The 24,264-nt window shown below is 68.4% G+C and carries 18 protein-coding genes and 3 pseudogenes; 6 read left to right on the top strand and 15 right to left on the bottom strand.

Translation table 11 applies throughout. The features are described from left to right. Positions 1–130: 130 nt before the first annotated feature. Positions 131–556 carry a VOC family protein gene (locus tag SY91_RS09475; RefSeq protein WP_023475546.1) on the bottom strand — a complete coding sequence of 142 codons (426 nt, stop codon included), beginning with the start codon at positions 554–556 and terminating at the stop codon, positions 131–133. 112 nt (positions 557–668) lie between these two features. On the opposite strand from SY91_RS09475, the gene SY91_RS09470 reads away from it, so the two are divergent. Continuing rightward, the gene (locus SY91_RS09470; RefSeq protein WP_043887073.1) at positions 669–1,556 is read left to right on the top strand and encodes a LysR family transcriptional regulator; all 888 of its coding nucleotides are present in this window, start codon (positions 669–671) and stop codon (positions 1,554–1,556) included. A gap of 15 nt (positions 1,557–1,571) precedes the next feature. On the opposite strand, the gene SY91_RS09465 is transcribed toward SY91_RS09470, so the two are convergent. The 4 genes and pseudogenes from SY91_RS09465 to SY91_RS09450 form a co-directional block, all read right to left on the bottom strand. Further along, a complete protein-coding gene (locus tag SY91_RS09465) occupies positions 1,572–2,321 on the bottom strand; it encodes a hypothetical protein (protein ID WP_023475545.1) in 750 nt (249 codons plus the stop codon). A 56-nt stretch (positions 2,322–2,377) separates the two neighbouring features. Continuing rightward, positions 2,378–4,554 (bottom strand): annotated as a pseudogene (locus SY91_RS09460) (TonB-dependent siderophore receptor); the annotation flags it as partial. After that, positions 4,534–4,741, bottom strand: a pseudogene (locus SY91_RS09455) (FecR/PupR family sigma factor regulator); the annotation flags it as partial. The pseudogenes SY91_RS09455 and SY91_RS09460, both read right to left, overlap by 21 nt. Before the next feature lie 3 nt (positions 4,742–4,744). Next, a complete protein-coding gene (locus SY91_RS09450; RefSeq protein WP_023475542.1) occupies positions 4,745–5,254 on the bottom strand; it encodes a sigma-70 family RNA polymerase sigma factor in 510 nt (169 codons plus the stop codon). Between the two features lie 494 nt (positions 5,255–5,748). Between SY91_RS09450 and SY91_RS09445 the strand changes: the two genes are divergently transcribed. Continuing rightward, a complete protein-coding gene (locus SY91_RS09445) occupies positions 5,749–6,909 on the top strand; it encodes a porin (protein WP_043887071.1) in 1,161 nt (386 codons plus the stop codon). Between the two features lie 413 nt (positions 6,910–7,322). Further along, positions 7,323–8,548 (top strand): annotated as a pseudogene (locus SY91_RS09440) (transglycosylase SLT domain-containing protein). Between the two features lie 137 nt (positions 8,549–8,685). Here the strand turns inward: SY91_RS09440 and SY91_RS09435 are convergent. Together SY91_RS09435 and SY91_RS09430 are read right to left on the bottom strand one after the other, a co-directional pair. After that, entirely contained in the window at positions 8,686–9,021 is a 336-nt protein-coding gene (locus SY91_RS09435) for a hypothetical protein (RefSeq protein WP_011694254.1), read from the bottom strand. A 272-nt stretch (positions 9,022–9,293) separates the two neighbouring features. Continuing rightward, positions 9,294–10,040, bottom strand: coding sequence for a MipA/OmpV family protein (locus SY91_RS09430; protein WP_011694253.1), 747 nt, complete (start codon positions 10,038–10,040; stop codon positions 9,294–9,296). Positions 10,041–10,285: 245 nt separating this feature from the next. Between SY91_RS09430 and SY91_RS09425 the strand changes: the two genes are divergently transcribed. Next, positions 10,286–11,011 carry a response regulator gene (locus SY91_RS09425; protein ID WP_011545135.1) on the top strand — a complete coding sequence of 242 codons (726 nt, stop codon included), beginning with the start codon at positions 10,286–10,288 and terminating at the stop codon, positions 11,009–11,011. Then, complete coding sequence (locus SY91_RS09420; RefSeq protein WP_011694270.1) at positions 11,012–12,397, top strand: ATP-binding protein; 1,386 nt, start codon at positions 11,012–11,014, stop codon at positions 12,395–12,397. A gap of 46 nt (positions 12,398–12,443) precedes the next feature. Here the strand turns inward: SY91_RS09420 and SY91_RS09415 are convergent, their stop codons facing one another. The 6 genes from SY91_RS09415 to SY91_RS09390 form a co-directional block, all read right to left on the bottom strand. Then, entirely contained in the window at positions 12,444–13,484 is a 1,041-nt protein-coding gene (locus SY91_RS09415; protein ID WP_023475538.1) for a FecCD family ABC transporter permease, read from the bottom strand. Next, positions 13,481–14,473 carry an ABC transporter substrate-binding protein gene (locus SY91_RS09410; protein WP_043887069.1) on the bottom strand — a complete coding sequence of 331 codons (993 nt, stop codon included), beginning with the start codon at positions 14,471–14,473 and terminating at the stop codon, positions 13,481–13,483. The genes SY91_RS09415 and SY91_RS09410 overlap by 4 nt, the downstream gene beginning before the upstream one ends. Then, complete coding sequence (locus SY91_RS09405) at positions 14,470–15,255, bottom strand: ABC transporter ATP-binding protein (protein ID WP_043887068.1); 786 nt, start codon at positions 15,253–15,255, stop codon at positions 14,470–14,472. The genes SY91_RS09410 and SY91_RS09405 overlap by 4 nt, the downstream gene beginning before the upstream one ends. Positions 15,256–15,266: 11 nt before the next feature. Further along, complete coding sequence (locus tag SY91_RS09400; RefSeq protein WP_023475535.1) at positions 15,267–17,357, bottom strand: TonB-dependent receptor; 2,091 nt, start codon at positions 17,355–17,357, stop codon at positions 15,267–15,269. A gap of 419 nt (positions 17,358–17,776) precedes the next feature. Continuing rightward, positions 17,777–18,217: a nuclear transport factor 2 family protein gene (locus SY91_RS09395; protein WP_011545128.1), complete on the bottom strand. Its 441-nt coding sequence runs from the start codon at positions 18,215–18,217 to the stop codon at positions 17,777–17,779. Between the two features lie 47 nt (positions 18,218–18,264). Then, positions 18,265–20,289 carry an FAD-dependent oxidoreductase gene (locus SY91_RS09390; protein ID WP_023475533.1) on the bottom strand — a complete coding sequence of 675 codons (2,025 nt, stop codon included), beginning with the start codon at positions 20,287–20,289 and terminating at the stop codon, positions 18,265–18,267. 151 nt (positions 20,290–20,440) lie between these two features. On the opposite strand from SY91_RS09390, the gene SY91_RS09385 reads away from it, so the two are divergent. Beyond that, positions 20,441–21,007, top strand: a complete 567-nt coding sequence (locus tag SY91_RS09385; protein WP_043887067.1) for a PadR family transcriptional regulator — start codon at positions 20,441–20,443, stop codon at positions 21,005–21,007. A gap of 160 nt (positions 21,008–21,167) precedes the next feature. Here SY91_RS09385 and SY91_RS09380 read toward each other — a convergent pair whose 3' ends face one another. Together SY91_RS09380 and SY91_RS09375 are read right to left on the bottom strand one after the other, a co-directional pair. Next, the gene (locus tag SY91_RS09380; protein WP_043887066.1) at positions 21,168–22,148 is read right to left on the bottom strand and encodes an NADPH:quinone oxidoreductase family protein; all 981 of its coding nucleotides are present in this window, start codon (positions 22,146–22,148) and stop codon (positions 21,168–21,170) included. A 141-nt stretch (positions 22,149–22,289) separates the two neighbouring features. Then, positions 22,290–24,116 carry an acyl-CoA dehydrogenase gene (locus SY91_RS09375; protein ID WP_043887065.1) on the bottom strand — a complete coding sequence of 609 codons (1,827 nt, stop codon included), beginning with the start codon at positions 24,114–24,116 and terminating at the stop codon, positions 22,290–22,292. Positions 24,117–24,264 lie beyond the last annotated feature (148 nt).

Genomic DNA, 24,264 nt, shown 5'->3' with positions numbered 1-24,264 from the left:
CGGGTTCCTTTGAGAACGGCGCGCACGGACGGATGCCGTGCGGCGCGGCGCCGGTCGCCGCAACTGCGCGCGGCCGGGCCGAAGGCCGCATTCTCGCACCCAATGTCGATCGGCGCTGGCGCCGCGGCCGTCACTTCGCGAACAGCTGGCCGATGTCGCGGAACGCCTTGAATTCGAGCGCATTGCCGCACGGATCGAACAGGAACATCGTCGCCTGTTCGCCGACCTGCCCCTGGAACCGCACATACGGCTCGATCACGAAGGTCACGCCGAACCCGCGCAGCCGCTCGGCCAGCGCTTCCCAGCTCGCCCAGTCGAGCACGATCCCGAAATGCGGCACCGGCACGTCGTGGCCGTCGACCGCATTCGTATGCGCGCCTTCCTGCGATGCGGTTTTCGGATGCGCGTGGATCACGAGCTGATGCCCGTAAAAGTTGAAATCGACCCACTGCGCGCTCGAGCGCCCCTCTTCCAGCCCGAACACGCGGCCGTAGAAATCGCGCGCGGCCGGCAGGTCGTAGACCGGAATCGCCAGGTGAAACGGGGAAAGACTCATGATGGCCTCGTGAAGAAACGCTCGCGTGACGCGAGAACGGCATCATGGTAGACAACGCCGAGCAAAAATTAAATCAATATATAGTTTTGCGATTCACAAATGGAATCGATGAATGATCCGCGAACTGAAAACCCTCGTCGCCGTCGCCCGGGAAGGCACCTTTGCCGCCGCCGGCAATCGTATCGGGCTCACGCAGGCGGCCGTGAGCGCGCAGATGCAGCGCCTCGAGGCCGAGCTCGGCTTCGCGCTGTTCGACCGGCAAGGGCGTTCGGCGCGGCTCAACGAGCGCGGCCATCACGTGCTCGACCAGGCGCAGGCGCTGATCGGCCTGTACGAGAACCTGAGCTCGACCGCGCCCGGCTCGCCGGCCGCCGTGCGCGTGACGATCGGCGCGATCGCATCGGTGCAGAGCGCGCTGCTGCCGGCCGCGCTGGCCGATTTCCATCGCCGGCACCCCGCGTGCCGGACGCGCGTGATACCCGGACTGTCGATCGAGCTGGTCAACCGGGTCGACGCGGGCGAGCTCGACATGGCCGCGATCATCCGGCCGCCGTTCGCGCTGCAGAGCGACCTGCACTGGACGACGCTCGCGCGGGAGCCGTTCCGGCTGATCGTGCCGCGCGGCGTGAAGGGCAAGGACTGGGCCGCATTACTCGCGAACGCGCCGTTCGTGCGCTATGACCGCGCGTCGTTCGGCGGCCGGCAGGTCGACCGCTTCCTGCGCAAGATGCACATCGCGGTGCGCGACACCTGCGAACTCGACGAGCTCGACGCGATCGTCAAGCTGGTCGAGAACGGCGTCGGCGTCGCGATCGTGCCGCAGACCGCCGCGTATCGTCGCTGGCCGGCCGGCGTGCGCGCGATCGACCTCGGGCATCACACGTTTCACCGCGACATCGGGCTCGTGCATCGCGCGCGGCGCACGATGTCGGAGCCCGCGCAAGCGCTGGCGCGACTGATCGAAGCGGCGTCGCGGCGTCGCTCGCCGCCGGCCGCGTGAGCAACGCGTGGCGGCTCAGCGCCGTCCGGCCGCCCAGTCCACCGCCGCGTCGAACAGCGCGACGCCGGCCGGCGACAGATTCGTGAACGTGTCGTTGTCGAGGAAGAACATCACACGACGCGCCGGCGCAAGCGTTTCGTAGTCCATCGTCGCGCCCTTCTCGTACGCGAAGATCGCGGCCTTGTCGGGTTGCCCGTAGACGGTCGCGATGGTGATCGCGCCGAGCCCCGGCTTACCCCAGCTCATCGGCGCCTGCTTGCCGTACGCGTTCGTCGCGCCGGCCGGCAGCCCGGCCGCGATCGGATGCGGCGCATTGACGAGCCACAGGTAGCGCTCCTTGCCCGTTTCGCCGAAGTCGACGTCGTGCCGCTTGCCCGTCATCGCGAGATCGTCGAGCAGGTCGTTTTCCCAGGTCACGAGCGGCTTGTCGAGCATGCGCCAGCCGGGCCGCACGTTCTTCGACGATACCGTCGACGAGATCACCACCAGATCGGCGTCGCGCGCCGCATCGGGCGTGGCCGACTCGTCGATCAGGCGCACCGCGTAGCCGCGTTCGCCGAGATGCTGGCCGATGCGTTCGTCGACCTTCAGGTTCGGGCCGTGCAGTTGCACGAGCATCGCGACGCGCGTGACGGCCGGCGACGCATCGGCGGCGAACGCGGACGCCGAGACACCGGCGCCAACAACCGCGAACCACGCGAGCGCCGAACCCGCGATCGCGTGCAACAGGCGGCGACGCGCGCCGCCCTTCATCTTCAGATTCATCTGGATTCCTCTCCGAAGCCGCGCGCCGACGCAAAGGCCGCGCGGCGATTGCATGGTCAGAACTGCAGCGTGGTCAGCAGCGACATCTGGCGCGCATCGCCGACCGCGACGAAGTAGCGGTTCGCGCTCGACGGGTAGTACGTGCGGTTGAACAGGTTCTTCACGTTGAGCTGGAACGACAGCTTCTGCTTGCCGATCTGCGTGTCGTAGGTCGCGAACGCGTCGGCGAGCACGTACGACGGCAGCGTGAAGCTGTTCGCCGAATCGCCGGGCCGCGCGCCGACGTAACGCACGTCCGCGCCGATGCGCAGATCGTCGCCGCCCGCCACCGTGCCGAAGTCGTAGACGGCCGCGAGCGATGCGGTGTGACGCGCGACGTTCCACAGCTGGTTGCCCGCGTACAGCGGGTCCTCGGTCGTCTTCGCGTCGATGTACGCGTAGCTCGCGATCACGTTCACGCGCTCGCCGAGCTTGCCGGAGACGTCGAGCTCGACGCCGCGCGAGCGCGCCTTGCCCGACGTGCGCCAGTCGGTCAGCTTCGTCGCGTCGTTGTACTGCGACACGAGCACGTTCTTCTTGTCGATGTTGAACAGCGCGAGCGTGCCGGTCATCCCGCCGGCCAAGTCGAGCTTGCCGCCCACTTCCCACGCGGTCGCTTCCTCGGACGGCGTCGCGCCGTCGATGATGTAGCCCGTCATCGGCGCGATCGACGACGACGGCTTCAGCGATTGCGAATAGCTGCCGTACAGCGAAAACGCATCGGTCCACTTGTAGACGATGCCCGCGCGCGGCAGCCACTTCGAGCCGCTGAGATCGGTGTTCGCGACGAACGGCCGGCCGCGCCCCGCCACCTGGTTGTACGTGATGTAGCGGAGGCCGCCCGACACGATCCACTTGTCGGTCAGGTGGACCGTATCCTGGAAGAACGCGGATGCATCGTGCAGCGTGTCGGTCTGGTCGCTGTCGCTCGCGGACACCGTGCTCGACGGCGGCAGCAGCCCGTACACCGGATCGATATAACTGAACGGCGTCTTCACCGCCTGACGCAGCAGGTCCTTGCGATAGATGCGGCGGTATTCGGTATCGAAGCCGACCTGCACGTCGTGCCGCATCCCCGCGAGCGTCAGCTTGCCCGTCACGTAGCCGATCCCGTAGCTGTCGGTGCTGAGCGAGCCGTGCGTCGCATCGTTGCTGCGCGTCATCGTGCCCTTCACAGGGTCGACGCCGGTCGTGCGCAACTGGTTCGCATCGTAGGTCTCGCGGTTGTAGCTGTAGCCGAAATGCGCGCTCCAGTCCGCGTTGAACTGGTGATCGACGCTCAGTTGCGCGAGCTGCGATTCGCCGTCCATGTTGTTGAACGGCTCGTCGATACGCCGCCGTGCGGGGATGTCGAGCGGCGCATTGGTGCGCGGGTCGAGCGCGGTGCCGCGATCGAACGGCGAATGGAACTTGCGGTACTGGTACGACACCGCGACCTGCGTATCGCGGCCGTACCACGCGAGCGACGGCGCGACGAAGGTCTGCCGGTACTCGCCGAAGTTGCGCCAGTACTGTTCGTTCGACTGGTCGACGATCAGCCGGTACGCGAGCCGCGAATCGCCGACCGGCCCGGTCGAATCGAAGGTCGCGCTGCCGCCGTTCTTGCCGTGCCCGAACGTCGATGCGCCGAGCGAGATCGCGTTGTAGCGCACGAGCTGCGGCTGCTTGGTGACGACGTTGACCACGCCGCCCGGGTCCATCAGCCCGTACAGCAGCGACGTCGGCCCCTTCAGCACCTCGACGCTGTCGGTCGCCGCGTTGAACGCGCGGCCCTGCACGAGCGGCATGCCGTTCTGCATGATCGAGCCGTCGCGGTTGCCGCCGAAACCGCGCTTCATGATCGTGTCCTGCGTGCCGGCGAGCGTGTTGCCCTGCGTGATGCCGCTCACGTTGCCGAGCGCATCGTCGAGATTGCGCGGCCGCTGGTCGCGCAGACCTGCGCGGGCACGATGTTGACGGCCTGCGCGGTGTCGAGCAGCGGAATGTCGGAGCGCAGCACGCCCGCTTCCTTCGGCGCGCGATAGCTTTCGGCGCGCAAGGCGCTGGAGCGCACGTCGATCGTCGGCAACTCGGCGGCTGGCGCGACGCCGGCCGCCACGGGGCCGGCCGCCGAGCCGTCGGCGCGCATCAGCGTGTAGCCCCCGCCCGGCTGACGCAGCGCGACGAGCCCCGTGCCGGCCGTCAGCCGGCCGAACCGGCCCTGCATCGCTTCGATGTGACGCCACGCCGCATCGTGCGCCGGATCTTCCGCACGCCAGCGCGCGAGCGCGGCGGTGAACGCGTCGTCCGTGCGGCCGGACTGCCGGTCGACCCACCACTCGACTGCGCGACGTGCGACGTGCGACGTGCGGCGGCACCGCCGACGCTCCCGGGGCGGCCATCGGTCAGGCCGCCATCGCGAAGAAGCACTGCGTGCCGGCCTTCACGAGATAGCGCTTCACCGTCGCGAGCGACACACCGAGCTCGCGCGCGATCTCGACCTGCGTGAGCCCGTCGAGCTGTGCGAGCAGGAACGCACGCTTCGCCGCGGGCGGCAGGCCGTCGAGCAGCCGGTCGATCTCGAGCAGCGTCTCGACCACGACGGCCCGCTCTTCCGGCGACGGCGCAACCGCTTCCGGGCGCTGCGCGAGCACGTCGAGATACGCGCGCTCGATCTGCTCGCGCCGCCAGTGGTTGCTCAGCACACGCTGCGCGACCGTGGTCAGGAACGCGCGCGGCTCGTCGGCGCCGATCGGCTCGTCGCGTGCGAGCAGGCGCACGAACGTGTCGTGCGCCAGGTCGGCCGCGCGGTGCGCGCAACCGAGCTTCCGGCTCAGCCAGCCGCGCAGCCACGCGTGGTGGCCGACATAAAGGGCGTCGATTTCTCGATGGAGGGACAGCTTGTCAGCGGACATGGCCGGGTTCCGGGTGCGCGAGCGTCAGCGATTCCGTAAATGAGAATGATTATTATATGCAAAAGTAAGATAGCGACCGCGGTTTCGATGCGCCGGTGGCGACGCTGACGCGAAGTGGAGGATGGCGAAGCCGCGTGAGTGTCGCCCCGCGGATGGCGGACCGCATGCGGCTATCACACTCGTTCCAGCCCGGCCAATTCGATTCGTTAAATAATGATTTGACGGATCGATAACAATATTGAGATTGCGGGAATTCACGCGAAAATCGCGCCGAATTATCACGCCCCATGCAAACCGCGCTAAAAAAAACGCGAAACAGAAACCCATTGATACGCAACGATCAATAATTCAGATCCCTCAAAAATGAATTTCCGGGAATGTGCCTGTCGACATCAGGCCACAACGAAGAATTTCATTTTTGCCGTTTTATCGCGGCTCGGTAGTCTCCTGCCATTCCGGATCAAGGACCCCCACCCATGCGCCAAGGAGATGACATGAAACGCACGACCCTCTCGCTGATTTCGCTCGCGTCGTTCGCGGCGATGCCCGTCGCGCATGCGCAATCGAGCGTCACGCTGTATGGCGTGATCGACACGTCGATCACCTATGTGAACCACGCACAGGGCAAGGACAACGCGTGGATGCTCGGCAACAGCAGCGCGGGCAACCTCGCCGGCAGCCGCTGGGGCGTGAAAGGCACCGAGGATCTCGGCGGCGGGCTGAAGGCGCTGTTCCAGCTGGAGAACGGCTTCGACCCGAGCAACGGCCGGCAGGGCCAGGGCGGCCGCCTGTTCGGCCGTCAGGCCTTCGTCGGCCTGACGAGCGACCGCTACGGCACGCTCACGTTCGGCCGCCAGTACGACCCGCTCGTCGACCTCGTGCAGGGCATCACCGCCGACAACTACCTGGGCAGCGTGTTCGCGACGCCGGGCGACGTCGACAACTACGACAACAGCTTCCGCGTCGACAACGCGGTGAAGTACACGTCGGCCGTCTATTCGGGCCTGCAGTTCGCGGCGATGTATTCGTTCGGCGGGATCGCCGGCAGCACCGGCGCCGCGCAGTCGTACTCGGCCGCCGTGTCGTACAACAACGGGCCGTTCAGCGTCGCCGGCGGCTACTTCCACGCGACCAACAGCCCCGCGTTGAACGGCGTGCGCAACGGCTGGACCAGCTCGTCGGACGGCACGTTCGACGGCCCGATCAACAGCGGCTATGCCAGCGCGCACTCGTTCGGCATCGCGCGCATCGCGGGCCAGTACGTCGCCGGCCCGTTCACGTTCGGCGTCGGCTACAGCAACGCGCAGTACCGCCGCGACGCGAGCTCGGTGTTCGGTTCGAACGAGCACTACAACACGGGGCAAGGCTTCGTGAACTACCAGGCGACGAACGCGCTGCTCGTCGGTGTCGGCTACAGCTACACGCGCTCGGGCGGCGACACGTCGGCGACCTATCACCAGGTATCGGCCGGCGCCGACTACAGCCTGTCGAAGCGCACCGACGTCTACCTGACCGCCGCGTACCAGCACGCGAGCGGCCAGACCGGCGACGGCAATGGCGGCTCGATGGCCGCGCAGGCATCGATCGGCTCGTACGGTTATGCGGGCACGAGCTCGCAGACGATGGTCAACCTCGGCCTGCGTCACCGCTTCTGATCGCGATATTGCGATACCCGGAGACGGCCGGTTGCGCTCCGCGCGGGCCGGCCGACTCCGCGTTGCACATAAGGCGGCTTCGGCCGCCGATTTTTTGCCGCTTCCTTTTGCGCCACGAACGGCTGGCGCGCGATTTTCTCTTTCGCTCGCTTGATTGCCGGTTTCACCCTGCGAATGACGTAATACGTCAGGTTCCGGTCGCCGCCATTGCATCGGCATTCGCGCCAATGCCGGCCATTCTTGCCGATCCCGCACCGCCTCGGACCCTGATCCGGCGCGATACAAATGCGCGTCGAACGCGCGGATAAATGCAAAGGAAAGTTTGACGCGAGCCATTTGCCCGGCTGCTATGGCACACTTCGCGTCTGCGTAATTTCCTTGCACCGGGCGCCCGGATTCCGCCCCATCCTGCCATGCCGCGTCATACCACTCGCCTGTTCGGCCGCCACTCGCTGCCCTTCGCCTCGACGATCGCGCTCGCGTGCGCGCTCTGCGGCGTCGCGCGGGCCGATTGCCTGGACGACGCGGCCGCGTTCCAGCACGTGAGCGTCAGCCTGATGCGCGGCATCGCGCAAGTCGAATCGGGGATGAATCCGAACGCCATCAACACGAATACCAACGGCACGGTCGACATCGGGCTGATGCAGATCAACAGCACGTGGCTGCCGACGCTCGCACGCGAAGGCATCACGCGGGAAAGCCTGTTCGATGCGTGCACGAACGCGTACGTCGGTGCGTGGATCCTGTCGCAGAACATCCGCCAGCTCGGCCCCAACTGGAACGCGATCGGCGCGTACAACTCCGCGTCGCCCGACAAGCGCCTCGCCTATGCGCGCAAGGTCTATGATGCAATCCGGACCATGCCGGATTCGCCGGATACTCCCATGCCCATCCTTCCACCCTCCTTCACGCCGCCGCAACAGGCGCAGACGTACAACCCGTTCGCGAGCCTGAGCGTGTCGGCGCCGCCCGTCACGCGCGCACGGACGATCTCGCCGGCCTCGCCGCCGGCGCCGCCGCAGGGGGCCCCGCCGGCCCGGCCGGTACGTACAACTTCGGATGGACGGTCACCGGCGCCGACCAGGCCAAGCCGACCCAGGTGTTCGACGACGGTGCGCGGGTCTACGTGCAGTTCAGCGACATGAAGCACGTGCCGGCGATCTTCACCGAGACGTCGGCCGGGCGCGTGCTGATGTCGTGGGAGCTGCAGTTTCCCTATGCCGTCGTGACGCGTCCCGCGCAAACGTTGATCTTTCAGCTCGGGCCGTTTGAAGCGCGCGCGCAGCGCAGTGCGGCGACCGCAGGCATGACCGCGCAGGCCGGGACGGCGGGCACGGCGACGGCCGGCGCATCGGCCCCACCATCGAGGAAGCCGGCCGGTGCGGCAGCGAATGCCGCGACGAACACGGCATCCAATACGGCAGCGAAACGCACCGCCTCGGCCGATGCGCTGTGGTACGTGAATACGCCGTCCACGTCGGGAACGGCGGCGGCCTCGCCTTCGACCGCGAATATTCCTGCCACCCTGCCGACGGCCATCACGTCGAACACGCCGCCACCCGCGCCGGCTCAAGCACCGGCTGCGGCCGCTCAGCCGTCGCGCGCCAGCGCGGACGCGCTGTGGTACATCTCGAAGTAACGCGCGTCCGATCGCACGCGTATCGCGGCGATCATTTCCGTGCGGTCAGCGGCAGTTCGGGCGCGCCGCGCTTCATGACATACACGCGCAGATCGCGCGACGTCGACGATTCCGGTGACGCAATCGTCACACGGCCCTCACCCGCGCCGCACCCAGATCACCTTGCCGTCGCGAATGCCGAGATTGCGGCGCTCCTCGCGGTAGTCCATCGTGCCCGGCAACGACTTGCCGTCGCGCTCGAGCACGCGCCACAGGCAGCCGTCGAGCAGCGCGGTCGCATCGGCCTCGGTCTTGCCGACCAGCGCATCGTCCGGCGCGGCGTCCGCCTTGCATGCCTGCGCGGCGCCCGACTGCAGAGGGGGCCTGGCCGCGCCGCCCGCGGTGGCGTTGGGGTGTTTCGTGTCCATGTCCGCACATCCTGCAAAAGTTGCACTCGCAACGAGTGCAACGAGCATCGCGATCGTGTTCTTCATCGGTTTCTCCCTGTCGCGGGCCCGGCGGTCCATGTGCGGCACTCGTGCATGGCCGGGCATCGCATGCATGATCGATTCCGCATGCTGCCGGCCGTTTCCTGACGGAGCCGGCCAGCGCATGGCGGCCTTTCGCGACCCGGCCGAGCCGCCCCGGCGCACCCGCGTCGCAGGCCCGGCCTGACGCCGAACCCGAGCGCATGTTACCGCACGCGGTTCGCGGCGACGGCGCGACGCCGACGCATCGCGTGCGCCCGGCACGCGCGGCAATCCGTTCAGAACTTGTACGTCACGCCCGCGATGCCGTAGTAGTTGCTGCGCGACTGCACGATCGGGCTGTCGCCGGCGCGGCCGAGCAGCCGCGTCACGCCGCCGGTCGCGAGCACCGACCAGTGCCGCGACAGCGTCCAGTTCCACGCGACCGCCATCGATGCGCTGTCGATCCCGCCGCTCACCGAATACGGCCGAAACCGGCTCGTCATCGACTGTGCGTCGGTCACGCCGTAGAAGGTCTGCATGTAGCGTCCCGAGCCCGCGTGCACGGTGCCCGTCACGATGATCTCGTGCTGCGACGTCTTGAGCACCGGCACCGCGAGATCCACGTGCCCCGACACGCCGCGCGACGTATGCGTCACGGGAGTATCGATCGTGACGCTCAGCTCCGCCGCATCGAAGAGCGTCACGCCGGCACGCACGCCGACCAGCACCGAGCCCGGAATCCGCCCCATTCCCTTCAGATAGTCCGAGCCCGGCAGGTCGAAGCGGTTCTCGTCCGCGCGGCCCGCGTCGTAGCTCACCGCCGCCGACACGAACGCCCCGTGCGGCAGGTCCAGCCGGTAGCCGGCACCCTCCGTGCTGTCGACGAAGAAGCCATTGCCGAACTTCGCGGAAAACGACGGCGCAACCACGCCGCGATACTGTTTGCTGCCCTGGTAGCGCGGTGCGAACCCGCCGCCGAGCGACAACGAATACTGGTTTTCCGCGTGGGCGGCGGCGGCGAGGGTCAGGCCGGCGAGCGGCATGCAATAGCGGTAGCGGCGAAGTAATGGGCGCACAATATTGAGATAAAAGTGACGAAGCCCGCAGTCTAGGTGCCGCCCCGCGCCGAGACTGTCCTGAATGTGCGGCGAATCTGTGCGCAATTGTGTTCGATTGTTGGAGATTGTCGCCCCGCTGCCCCGGCGGTCGATCGGCCGGATAGAATTCGCGTGCCGCGCCGCGCATCGGTCTGCCGGGTGGGAGATGGCGCGTGCATCCTGAGGAGTCCATGAACGAAGTTCCACTCAAATACCGTGTGCTGCTGATCGAGGACGACGATCGCCTCGCGCAGCTCGTCCGCGAATACCTCGACGGCTATGAATTCGCGGTGACGGTCGTGCGGCGCGGCGATCTCGCCGTCGCGGCGGTGCGCGAGCACCAGCCGGCCCTCGTGATCCTCGACCTGATGCTGCCGAATCTCGACGGCATGGAAGTCTGCCGGCGCATCCGCGCGTTCACCAACGTCCCGGTGCTGATCCTGACCGCGCGCGCGGACGTGTACGACCAGGTCGCCGGGCTCGAGACGGGCGCCGACGACTACGTGACGAAGCCGATCGAGCCGCGCGTGCTCGTCGCCCGCGCCCGCGCGCTGTTGCGCCGCGCGCAGCCGGCCGCGGCGGAAGCGCCCGCGGTCGCGCCCGACGCGCTCGTCTTCGGCGAGCTCGCCATTTCGCCGCCGAACCGCACCGTCACGTGGCGCGGCGAGCCGGTCGAGCTGAAGACCGCCGAATTCAACCTGCTGCTGATCCTCGCGCGTGCGGCCGGCACCGTGCTGAGCCGCGACGACATCCTGAAGCAGTTGCGCGGGATCGAATTCGACGGGCTCGACCGCTCGGTCGATTCCGGCATCTCGAAGCTGCGCCGCCGCTTCGAGGATGCGTCATCGGAGCCGCACAAGATCAAGACGATCTGGGGTCGCGGCTACCTGTTCAGCCCTTCTGCGTGGGACGAGTAAATGCTGCGCCCGTTGCTCCGGTTGTACCTCGTCGTGATCCTGTTCGTCGGCGCGTCGATCATCTTCATCCAGCTGTCGTTCGACCGGATCTTCTATGAACGCGGCGCGCAGGCGCAGCGCGATTCGCTGACGACCTATTCGTTCGTGCTGAACGACTACCTCGAACGCCATCCGGGCGCGCAGCGCGAGCTCGCATTGCGCGAACTCGCGCTGCATGGCCGCGAAGGATTCGGCTTCATGTCGATGGCCGACGCGCGTGCGCAACTGAGCGGCGCGCCGTTGCGCGATCTCGATGCCGGCAGGATCGCGATCAGCTACAACGGCAAGGATTACTACATGCCGCTCGCGGACGGCTCGGTGCTGCATGCCCGCCCGATCGAGGCGCCCGACCTCGACATCCGGATCTATGCGTACATGCTGCTCGCGCTCGCGACGCTGTTCGCGGTGGTGCTGTGGATTCACTATCATTGGCGCGACATTCGCCGGCTGCAGGATGCCGCGCGCGCGTTCGGCGCCGGAATGCTGTCGACGCGCGTGAAACTGTCGGGCAAGTCGAACATCTACGAGCTGTCGCAGCAGTTCAACGACATGGCAGCGCGTATCGAGGCGTCGATCAAGCAACAGCGCGAAATGATGCACGGCATCTCGCATGAACTGAAAACGCCGCTCGCCCGGCTCGAATTCGGGCTCGCGTTGCTCGCCGACGCCGACGAGACGGGCCGGATGCGCGAGCGCCGCGACGCGCTGCGACGCGACGTGCGCGAACTCGACGAGCTCGTCACCGAGTTGCTGACGATCGGCCGGCTCGAACAGGGTGCGAGCGAGCTCGCGCCGATGGAAGTCGTCGTCGATGCGCTGATCGACAGCGTCGCCGGCAACGTCGCGGACGACATCGCCGATCGCGGCATCGCGCTCGACGTGTCGACGTTCGACGCGCCCGCGACCCACGTCTGCGATCCTAAGCTCGTCGCCCGCGCGCTGCTGAACCTGATTCGCAACGGCGCCCGCTATGCGTCGCGCAAGGTCGTGCTGGCCGCGACCCGCGACCCGTCCGGCGCGCTCGTGCTGAGCGTCGACGACGATGGCCCCGGCATTCCGGCCGCCGAACGCGCCCGCGTGTTCGAGCCGTTCCAGCGGCTGGATTCGAGCCGCGACCGTCAGACCGGCGGTTTCGGGCTCGGGCTCGCGATCGTGCGGCGCGTCGCGCAGGTGCACGGCGGCGACGTGCGGCTCGAGGATTCGCCGCTCGGCGGCGCGCGCTTCGTGATCACGCTGCCCGTGCGTGCGCTGCCGGACAGTCTGTTCGACGTCGCGCAGCACGTGGAAAGCACGCATGCCGATGCGCGCCGCCGCAGCGGCACGGGCACGGTCGTCCCGCTTCGATGAAAACGGCGGCGGGCGGCTACCCGCCCCCGCGTGACCGTGCCTTCGCTCAGCGCCGGCGCAACAGCGCGACGAAGAACAGGCTGCCGAACAGCGCGGTCACGATGCCGATCGGCAGGTCCTCCGGCGCCGCGAGCGTGCGCGCGGCGACATCGGCCCACACGAGCAGGATCGCGCCGGCCAGCGCGGCGACCGGCAGCAGCCGGCCGTGCTCCGCGCCGACGACGCGACGGCACAGATGCGGCGTCACGAGCCCGACGAAGCCGATCGCGCCGCTCACCGCGACCATCGCGCCCGTCGCGAACGACGCGACGACGAACACCTCGCGCCGCATCCGCGCGCTCGGCACGCCGAGCGACGCGGCGGCGACGTCGCCCGACATCAGCGCATTCAGTTCGCGTCGGCGCGCATGGAGCGCGCCGCCGGCGAGCACCGCGCATACGGCCGGCACCGGCAGCAGGTCCCAGCGCGCGAGCCCGACGCCGCCGAGCATCCAGAACAGCACCGACGACGCGGCGCGCTGGTCGCCGAGATACAGCAGCAGGTTGCCGAACGCGGCCATCATGAACGACACCGACACACCCGCGAGCAGCAGCCGGTCCGATTCGAGCCGGCCGCTCCGGTAAGCGAGCGCGACCACGCACGCGGTCGCCGCGAGCGCCCCTGCAAACGCGGCGGCCGACAGCGTGAACGGACCGAACGCCGCGCCGGCCACCACCGTCACCGCGATCGCGCCGAGCATTGCGCCCGCGCTCACGCCGAGCAGGTGCGGATCGGCCAGGCGGTTCGCGGTCGCCGCCTGCAACGCGACACCGACCGTCGCCAGCGTCGCGCCGACGAGCGCGGCCAGCAGCGCACGCGGCATCCGGATCAACCACACGATGCTGTCGTCGCCCGGCGCCGCCGCAAACGCATCGGCGCCGCCGAACGCCGACGCGACGTGCGCGGCGACGATCCGCACCGCGGCCGGCATCGCGATCGGCGCGGGACCGAACGCGGCCGACACGACGATCGACACGATCAGCAGCACGGCCAGCCCCGGCAGCACCACGCGCATGTCGAGCCGCGCCGCCTGCCCGCGCACGCTCATCGTGCCGCTCCGGCGAATGCGGCCGGATACAGCGCGCGGGCCAGCGTCTCGACCGCCGCGACGTTCTCCGGGCCGGGCGTCGCGGCATCGTACGGAATCACGACGAAGCGCCGGTCGCGAATCGCGGCCACGCGCGCGAGCGCCGGCTGGCTCGCCAGGAACTGCTGCTTCTGCGCGGCCGTGACCGCCGAATAGTCGACGATCACGATCACCTGCGGATCGCGCGCGACCACGCTTTCCCAGCTCACCTGCGTCCAGCTGCGCGGCAGGTCGTCCATCACGTTGCGCGCGCCCGCCGCCGCGAGCAACGCGGTCGGCATCGCGAGCCCGCCCGCGGTCATCGGCTTGTCGGTGCCGCTGTCGTACACGAACACGCGCAGCGGCGCCGGGCGCCCGATCGCGCGCGACACCGCCGCGAGCCGCGCGCGCATCCCGGCGACGACCTGCGCGGCGCGCGCATCGACACCGAAGATGCGACCGAGATTGGTCAGGTCGCGGAACACGTCGTCGAACGACGCGGCCGACTGCTTCATCACGTGCGAACACGATTCGGTCAGTTCGTAGGTGCGGATGCCGAACGGCGCGAGCGTCGCCGGTGTCACCGGCCCGCCGACGTGCATCCCGTAGTTCCAGCCCGCGAGATAGAAATCGGCGCGCGCGGCGGCCAGCACTTCCAGCGACGGATACTGGCTCGCCAGTTCGGGCACGCCGCGCAACGCGTCGCGCACGCGCGCGGTGCCCGTCTTCCAGCCGCCGATGCCCGTATAGCCGACGAGCCGGTCCTTCAGGCCGAGCGCGAGCATCATCTCGGTCAGGTTCACGTCGTTGCTCACCGCGCGCGTCGGTGCGCGCTCGAACGTCACGTCGCGATCGCAACTGCGCACGGTGACGGGATAGGCGAGCGCGTGCGCGGCCGCGCCGCCGAGCACGGCAGCTGCGACCAGCCGGCGGGCGACGAAAGACAGGAGAGGAAACGGCATGGTGGTCATTCCGGATGAAGCGGCGTGATGCGCGGGCGGCCCGTGGCGGGATGGCGATCGACGAGTGCGGCGACGCCGAACACGTCGCGCAGCAGCGCTTCGGTCAGCACGTCGTCCGGCGCGCCGGACGCGACGACGCGGCCGTGCGCGAGCACATGGAGCCGGTCGCAATACGCGGCCGCGAGATTGAGGTCGTGAATCGTCGCGAGCGTCGCGATGCCGAGGCGGCGCACGCGCGCGAGCAGTTCGAGCTGGTGACGCAGGTCGAGATGGTTGGTCGGTTCGTCGAGCAACAGCAGCTCGGGTTGCTGCGCGAGTGCGCGGGCCAGCAGCGCGCGCTGCTTCTCGCCGCCCGACAGCGACGCAAAACGCTGCGCGCGACGCTCGACGAGGCCCACATCGTGCAGCGCGGATTCGACGATCCGGCGGTCGTCGGCCGACTCCGCATCGAACGCCCGCTTGTGCGGCGTGCGGCCCATGCCGACCAGCTCGTCGACCGTCAACCCGAAATCGTCGGGCGCTTCCTGCTGCAGCACCGCGATGCGCTGTGCGACTGCGCGCGGCCGCATGCGCCACACGTCCCGCGCGTCGAGCGCGACGCGGCCCGCGTCGGGCTGCGCGTAGCGGAACACGCAGCGCAGCAGGCTCGTCTTGCCGCTGCCGTTCGGGCCGACCAGCCCGACGAACTCGCCTTCGGCCACCGTCAGCGTCACCGAATCGAGCACGTCGACCGCGCCGCCGGGAGACCAGCTCACGCGTTCGATGTCGAGCATGTGTTTGACGGGACGCATGTCGTGCCGCCCTAGAAGCGCATCGTCGCGACGAGCTCCGCCGAGCGCGACGGGCCGAGCAGCCATTGCTCGCCGCCGTTCGACGTCGTCACCGCGTACGTGCGGTTCGCGAGATTGCGCAGATACAGCGCGAGCTCGGTGCGCGACGTCGGCTGCCAGCGCAGCGACGCATCGAACACCGTATACGACGGCACCTGCACGCGATTCGCATCGTCGCCGTAGGTCGCGCCGACGTAACGCACGCCCGCATTCACGTGCCAGCGCTCGGCGAATGCCCAGCCGAGCCACAGGTTCGCGGTCTGCTGCGGCACGCTCGACGGCACGTTGCCGGCCCGCGACACCGTCGCGCCGCCGACCGTCTGGTTGAATGCGTCGTAGCGCGCACGCAGCAACGCGACGTTCGCCTCGATCGTCCAGCCGTGCGGCAGCCGCGCGCCGCCGGTCAGCTCGACGCCGCGCGACGACTGCCGGCCGACCTGCTGGCGCAGCGCCGGATTGAACGGATCGGTGCTGAGCAGGTTGCGCTTCGTGATGTCGTACACCGCGAACGTCCAGTACGCGCGCCCGTCGAGCAGCGTCTGCTTGAGCCCGGCTTCCCACTGTTCGCCGGTCGCGAGCCGGACGTTCATCTGCGACGCGGACAGCGTCACGAGCGAGCCGACGCCCTCCGCGCCCGTCGTGTACTGCGCATAGGCGGTGAACGTCGGCGCGATGTCGAACACGACACCGGTGCGCCAGCCGACGTTCGCGAACCGCTTGTCGAAGCCCGCGCCGGTCTCCGCCTGCTCGCGACTGAACGCGATATGGTCGTAGCGCAGGCCACTCACCCACGCGAGCCGCGGCAGCACCTCGAGCCGGTTCTCCGCGAATACCGCCGCCTGCCGTGCGCGCGTGCTGAATTGCGGCACGGTCGGATCGGGGCTCGTGAACACACCAGGATCGAAGCCGTGCGCGGGCACCGTCGTTTCGCCGCCGTACGGCGAATTGTTGGTACCGCTGAACGTGATCTGGCTGAATTCCGTGCCGACGACGAAACGGTTCGCGCGACCGAACAGCATCCCGTCGAAACGCGCGCTCAGCCGGTCGCCGATCTGCCGCTGATGATGGCCGATGTCGAGATAGTCGCCGCGCGTGACGCGTCCCGTCGCGGGGTCGAGCACATATGACTCGGCGTTACGCCAGTGACGGTTCGATGTCAGGTAGTAGAGCTGGTTGCTGATCGTCACGCCGGGCGCGGGCCGGTAGCTGGCCGACAGGCGCGTCCACTGGTCGTAGTACGAAATCGTCGCGTCGCCGACCGTGTAGTTCAGCTTGCGCAGCGACGGATCGAGCACGCCGTGCGGCGCCGGCACGCCATAGTAGGTCGCCGGCATCTGACGCCCGTAGTCGTAGTCGAGCGTCAGCGTGAGCTGCGGGCTCACGTCGAACGTCAGCGCGCCGCCGATGGCCGTCGTATGCGTGTCGGCCCGCTCGGCGAGACCGTTCGCACGCGCATCGCTTGCGTAGAAGCGGTACGACAGCCGCGGGCCGAGCGCGCCCGTCGTATCGAACGCGAAGCGCTTCGCGCCGTCGGGGCCGACGCCCGCCTGCAGCGTCGTCTCGCGCGTGCGCTGCGGCCGCTTCGGCACCACGTTCACGACTCCGCCGATCGCCCCTTCGCCGTACAGCACCGATGCCGGGCCGCGCAGCACCTCGATGCGCGCGACCGACCACGTGTCGAACGGAAACGTGATCGTGCCGGCCGCCGGCATCAGCCGCACGCCGTCAAGCAGCGTCATCACCGATTCCTGCCCGCTGAAGCCGCGCACGCTCAGTGCGGTGCCGCCGGTGCCCGGTGCGATCGCGCTCGCAAAGCCGGCCGTGCGCGTGACCGCGTCGAGCACCGTGCGATCGCCGCGTGCGTCGATCGTGTCGGCCGTGACGGTTTCGACGCTCGCGGGCGTGTCGAGACTGGCAAGCCCGAGCCGCGAGCCCGTTTCGAGCGGTTGCGTCAGCGGATCGGCCGGCGCGGACGACGCGGTGACGTTGATCGCCGGCAGCGCGTGCCGGTCATCCGGCGCCGACGCCGCAGCTTCGGCGGCCAGCGCGCCGGTGGTGGCCATCGCGCAGCCCAGCAAGGTCGTGCACCTGCGTGCCGCGCGAGTGCGCCAGGCGCCCGTGGTCCGGCGCGGCGCGGCATGGCGCCGCTCCCCGCGCGCCGGGGTATGTCCGGTTCTCGTCACGTCGTATCGATCTTCGTTGGTGTCGCCGCACGCGGCCGGCCCGGGTAGCCCGGCCGGCCGGCGACGAAAACGTCAGATGATACAATATATCAACTTGATCCGTCAGGGTTTCGACAGCTTGAGTTATCGCCCCGCGCGGCTACAGCGGGAAGCCGAACTTGTCGCGCTACGGCCGGTTACGTGCCGCGAATGCGAGCATCCGCGCACGCGCATGCTCGCCGCGCGCCTCGTCGAGGCCGCGCACAACCTCGCGCGCGGGGCTCCGCAACGAGTCGGTTGCACGCTAGCCGCCACCCCGCTCAACCGCCGGTCTTGAACGCCGGCAACTGCTGCCCGAGCCGCGCGCCCATCTCCGCGCCGAGCGCCTGCAGCGCATTGAACGGCCGGATCATCACCTCGAAGTCGACGATCCGGCCGTCGTCGTCGAAGCGGATCATGTCGATTCCCTTCAACGCCTTGTCGCCGATGGTCGCGCCGAACTCCAGTACGACGCTCTTGCCGTCGTCGGTCGCGAACTGGCGGTGATACGTGAAGTTCTCGAGGATCGTGATCACCGTGCGCAGCGCCATCAGCAGCGCGGGTGCCGGCCCGTACGGCTTGAACGCCATCGGCGAACGGAACGTGGCGTCCGGATGGACGATCGATTCCAGCGTGCCGAAATCCTTGCGTTCGACCATCGCGTGCCATGCGTCGAGCGATTTCGCGACGGCAGGATGAACATTCAGCGGCGAGTGCGTCATCGCAGTCTCCAGTAACGTGGTTGGACGGGGGAAGAAACGAATCGGTATCAAAGGGTCGCGGCCAGCGTCGTGCCCTGGTGAATCGCGCGCTTCGCATCGAGCTCGGCGGCCTCGCATGCGCCGCCGATCAGATGCACGCGGCATCCGGCTGCCTGCAGTTGCTCCGCCAGCTCGCGCGACGGCTCCTGCCCCGCGCAGATCACCACGTTGTCCACCGGCAGCATCTGCTCGACGCCGTCGATCGTCACGTGAAGACCTTCATCGTCGATGCGCCGGTACGTGACCGCCGACGACATCCCGACGCCGCGCGCCTTCAGCGCCGTACGGTGAATCCATCCGGTGGTCTTGCCGAGCCCGTCGCCGACCTTCGACGCCTTGCGCTGCAGCAGATGTACGTGCCGCGCCGCCGGCTCGGGCCGCGCGACACCCAGCCCGCCGGCATTCGCATACGACCGGTCGACACCCCATTCGCTGAAGAACCGGTCAGCGTCGACACGTTCGCCAGCGTCGCGATGAACGAGATATTCGGCGACGTCGAAGCCGATGCCGCCCGCGCCGACGATCGCGACGCTGCGGCCCACGGCCTTGTCGTCGCGCAGCACGTCGAGATAGCCGAGCGCTTTCGGATGCCCGATGCCGTCGATCGGCGGCGTGCGCGGCACGATGCCCGTCGCGATCACCACCTCGTCGAATTCGCCCTGCAGCAGCATCTCGGCGGTCGCACGCGTGTTGACGTGCAGCGCGATGCCGCGCAATTCGATCTGCCGGCGGAAATAGCGCAGCGTCTCGTTGAACTCTTCCTTGCCCGGCACCTTCTTCGCGATGTTGAACTGGCCGCCGATCTCGGCGCCCGCTTCGTACAGCGTGACCGCATGACCGCGTTCGGCCGCCGTGACCGCGAAGCCGAGGCCCGCCGGCCCGGCGCCGACCACCGCGATCCGCTTGCGGCGCGGCGCGGGCTGGATCACGAGCTCGGTTTCATGACACGCACGCGGATTCACGAGGCACGACGTGATCCTGCCGCTGAACGTATGGTCGAGGCACGCCTGGTTGCAACCGATGCACGTGTTGATTTCGTCCGCGCGCCCTTCCCGCGCCTTGCGGACGAACTCGGCATCGGCGAGAAACGGCCGCGCCATCGACACCATGTCGCAATAGCCGTCGGCGAGCAGTTGCTCGGCGACTTCCGGCGTGTTGATCCGGTTGGTCGCGACAAGCGGGATCCCGACCTTGCCCATCAGTTGCCGCGTCACCCACGCATACGCGGCGCGCGGCACCTTGGTCGCGATGGTCGGAATGCGCGCCTCGTGCCAGCCGATGCCGGTATTGAGGATCGTCGCGCCGGCCGCCTCGATCGCCTGCGCGAGCCGGATCACCTCGTCGAGCGTCGAGCCGCCTTCGACGAGATCGAGCATCGACAGCCGGTAGATGACGATGAAGTTCGTGCCGACACGCTCGCGCACCCGCCGCACGATCTCGACCGCGAAGCGGATGCGGTTCTCGTACGCGCCGCCCCATGCATCGTCGCGATGGTTCGTGCGTGCGGCGATGAATTCGTTGATCAGGTAGCCCTCGGACCCCATGATCTCGACGCCGTCGTAGCCCGCATGCTGCGCGAGCGCCGCGCATCGCACGAAATCGGCGATCGTCTCGTCGACCTCGTCGCTCGTCAACGCATGCGGCGTGAACGGGTTGATCGGCGCCTTCAGCGCGCTCGGCGCCGCGAGCGCCGGGTGATACGCGTAACGCCCGAAATGCAGGATCTGCAACGCGATCCTGCCGCCCTCCGCGTGCACCGCGCGCGTCACGACACGATGGCGTTCGGCTTCCGCTTCGGTCGTCAGCATCGCGCCGCCCGGCGCCGGACGGCCGCGCTCGTTCGGCGCGAAGCCGCCCGTGACGATCAGGCCGGCCTCGCCGCGCGCGCGCTCCGCATAGAACGCGGCCATCCGATCGAAGCCGTTCGGCGCCTCCTCGAGGCCGACGTGCATCGACCCCATCAACACGCGGTTCCGGAGCGACGTGAAGCCGAGTTCGAGCGGGGTCGTCAAATGCGGATAACGGGAAGCCATCGGGTGTCTCCATGTTTATGCAACAAGTTGCATTGATGGTAGCTCGCCGGCTTTGTTTATGCAACATGTTGCATAAAAGCATCCGCGTCGTTTGTGCTGCGGCCCCGATATGGCAAGATGCGGTTCATTCCGCAGCCTTCGCCGATTCGACATGTCCCTGCCGCACGCGCTTCTCACCGCCCTCGCCGAACGCCCCGGTTCGGGGTCCGAGCTCGCCGATCGCTTCGATCGTTCGATCGGCTATTTCTGGCAGGCGACGCACCAGCAGATTTATCGCGAACTCGGGCGTCTCGAGGAAATGGGCTGGATCGAATCGCTGCCCGCCGAGTCCGGTCGCGGCCGCAAGCGCGCGTACCGGATCCTGCCGGCCGGCAAGAAGGAATTGCGCCGCTGGATCGCCGAGCCGGAAGATCCGACGCCGCTGCGCGAAGCGTTGATGGTGCGCCTGCGCGCGGAAGCCGTGCTCGGGCCGGCCGGCCTCGAGCACGAGATCCGGCGGCGCATCGCGCTGCATCAGGAAAAGCTGGACTTGTATCTGCAGATCGAGGCGCGTGATTTTGTGGCGCCCGGCGATCCGGCGACCGGCGATCCGGCGGCCGCCGATTCACGCACGAAGCGCCTGCAGCATCTGGTGCTGCAGGCCGGCATCGCGAACGAGCGGTTCTGGGTCGAGTTTTCGCAGCATGCGCTCGAGACGCTGCGCCTGCCGAAAGATTGAAGGGGCTGACGAAGCAGGCGCGTTGTTCGTTTCACCGCCGATCGAAATCGCGCGCCGGTGTAGCGGAGCGCAGCGCTTTACAGCAGGTCGCGCGCCGCGCCCAACGTCGTGAAAAATCCGCCGCCCGGCCAGCATTGAATTGCCGCGCGGCGAGCCCCGATCAAGCGTCCGGAAAAATCACCACCTTGCCCTTCACCTGCCGGTTGGCCATCCGCGCGATCGCGTCGGCCGCGCCGTCCAGCGACACGCGCTCGGTGATCGCGGGCCGCACCTTGCCGGCTGCGAACCATTCGGCGAGCAGCCGCATGTTCGCGGCATGCTGTGCCGGGTCGCGCCGCACCGCATCGCCCCAGAACACGCCGAGAATGTCGCGCTCCTTCAGCAGCGCAAGGTTCAACGCAATCTTCGGAATCTCGCCGGCCGCGAAACCGACCACGAGGAACCGGCCGCGCCACGCGGTCGCGCGCAGCGCCGCTTCGCTGTACGCGCCGCCCACCGGATCGTAGACGACGTCGGCGCCGCGCCCGCCGGTCAGTTCGTCGACGCGGCGGCGCAGGTCTTCGGTCGCATAGTCGATCGCCTCGTCGGCGCCCGCTTCGCGGCACAGCGCGAGCTTGTCCGCGCTCGACGCCGCCGCGATCACGCGCGCACCGAGCGCCTTCGCGATCTCGATCGCGGCGATCCCGACGCCGCCGGCCGCGCCCAGCACGAGCAGCGTCTCGCCCGCCTGCAGGCGCGCACGCTGTTGCAACGCGTGCAGCGACGTGCCGTAGGCGAGCACGAGCGCCGCGCCCTGCTCGAACGTCATGCCGGGAGGCAGCGCGGCGAGCTGCCGCGCATCGGCCACGCACTGCTGCGCGAACCCGCCGTGCCCGGTAAACGCCATCACCGAATCGCCGGGCCGCCACGCGGTGACGCCCTCGCCGACCGCGTCGATCACGCCGGCAAATTCGGCGCCCGGCGAAAACGGCAGCGCCGGTTTCACCTGATACAACCCCTGGACGATCAGCGCGTCGGGAAAATTGAGCGAGGCCGCCTTCACCTGAATCCGGACCTGCCCGGCAGCCGGTTCGGGAATCGCGACGTCCTCGATGCGCAAGCGGTCGATCGGGCCGAATGCGGTACACAACAGGGCTTTCATGCGCTTCTGTCTCCTTGCGCGGCGTGGCCGGGCATCGGTACGGGGTGCGGGATGGCCCCGCGCGGCCGGTTCACGACGTGCATGCGATGACCATTGCATCGGCAAGATCGTCGGTATTCCGGAATGTCGTTGAAACCACGTTCAGAACCACGCGTCGCGCATGTCGAGCGTCGTCGTGTCGACGCTCGACAGCAGGTCGAGCTGCGCATCCACCTTCGGCAGTTCCCAGCGGAAGAAGTAGCGGGCCGCCGCACGCTTGCCGTCGTGGAAATCGCCGTCGTGTCCGTGCGCGGCGAGCGTCACGTCGAGCCACAGCCACGCAACGACGAGATGGCCGAACGCTTCGAGATACACGCTCGCGTTCGCCAGCCGTGTCCGCGGATCGCCGATCGCGTTCAACTGATACGTCACGTCGCACAGTCTCGCCCAACGCTGCGCCAACGCATCGGCCTGCTCGCACGCGCCGGCATCCAGTGCTCGCGCGCGCTCGACCGTCGCGCCGATCCGCGCATCGAGCGCGCGCAGAGACGCGCCGTCGTCCTGCGTGACCTTACGGCCCAGCAGATCGAGCGCCTGGATGCCATGCGTGCCTTCGTGAATCGGATTCAGGCGGTTGTCGCGATAGAGCCGTTCGACCGCGTAGTCGCGCGTGTAACCGTAGCCGCCGTGCACCTGGATCGCGAGATCGTTCGCGGCCAGACACCACTGCGACGGCCAGCTTTTCGCGATCGGCGTCAGGATGTCGAGCAGGCGCGTAGCTTCGGCGCGCACCACCGCATCGTCGTGCGCGCGCGCTTCGTCGACCAGCCTCGCGCAGTACAGGATCAACGCGAGCCCGCCTTCGACATAGGCCTTCTGCGCGAGCAGCATGCGCCGCACGTCCGGATGGTCGACGATCGGCGCCTGCGGCGCGGCCGCATCCTTGGCCGCAGGCCCGAGCGGGCGCCCCTGCGGACGGTTGCGCGCGTAGTCGAGCGCGTGCAGATAACCGGTGTAGCCGAGCGCCACCGCGCCCGCGCCGACCCCGATACGCGCCTCGTTCATCATATGGAACATGTAGGCGAGGCCATGATTCGGCTGGCCGACCAGATAACCGATCGCGCCCGCGCGCCCTTCCGGCCGATAACGCGTGCCTTCGCCGAAATTCAGCAGGCAGTTGGTAGTGCCCCGATAGCCCATCTTGTGGTTCAGCCCGGCGAGCACGACGTCGTTGTGCTCGCCGCTCGCGCCATCGGTGCCGGTCAGGAACTTCGGCACGATGAACAGCGAGATGCCGCGCGTGCCGGGCTGCAGCCGGCCATGTTCGTCGGGGATCTTCGCGAGCACGAGGTGGACGATGTTTTCCGCCAGCTCGTGCTCGCCGCCGGAAATCCACATCTTGTTGCCGGTCAGCCGGTAGCGCGGGCCGAGCGGCGAAGCGCCTTCGAAATCGGCGCGCGTCGCGATGTCGGACAGCGACGAGCCGGCTTGCGGTTCGGACAGGCACATCGTGCCGAGGAAACGCCCTTCCAGCTCCGGGCGCGCGAACGCGTCGATCTGCGCGGCGCTGCCGTGCGCGACGAGCAGGTTCGCGTTGGCGACGGTCAGGAACGGATATGCGGCGGTCGCGATGTTCGCGGCCTGGAAGAACAGGAACGACGCGGCTTCGACGAGCTTCGGCAAGCGCATGCCGCCGAGCGCTTCGTCGTGACCCGCGGCGATCAGGCCGGCGTCCGCGAACGCGCGCACCGCCGGTTCGACTTCCGGGATCAGCGTCACGCGTTCGCCGTCGAACCGCGGCTCCTCGCGATCGCCGCGCGCCGCGTGCGGCGCGAACAGGTCTTCGGCGATCCGCTCGCTGGTGTCGAGCACCGCGTCGAAGGTCTCGCGACTGTGCTCCGTGTAGCGCGGCAGCGCGACGAGCGCTTCGGCGTCGAGCCAGTCATACAGCAGGAACGCGAGATCGCGTCGCGACATCAACAGACTCATCGTGCTGCCTCCCCGGGGTGCCGGCCGTGTCAGCCGAATGAAGGGTTGCGTGACTGCAAGCGCTGGCAGGAATTTAGCACGGTCGTTCGCAAACGACAACGACGCGCAAGCTAGTCCGCGTATCCGGGATTACGTCGATCGAGCCGGC

Origin of the sequence: Burkholderia cenocepacia, assembly GCF_014211915.1 — a bacterium.
GTDB classification, from domain to species: Bacteria; Pseudomonadota; Gammaproteobacteria; order Burkholderiales; family Burkholderiaceae; genus Burkholderia; species Burkholderia orbicola.
Note: the sequence above shows the minus strand (reverse complement) of the source record. Positions and strands in the feature narration are given on the sequence as shown.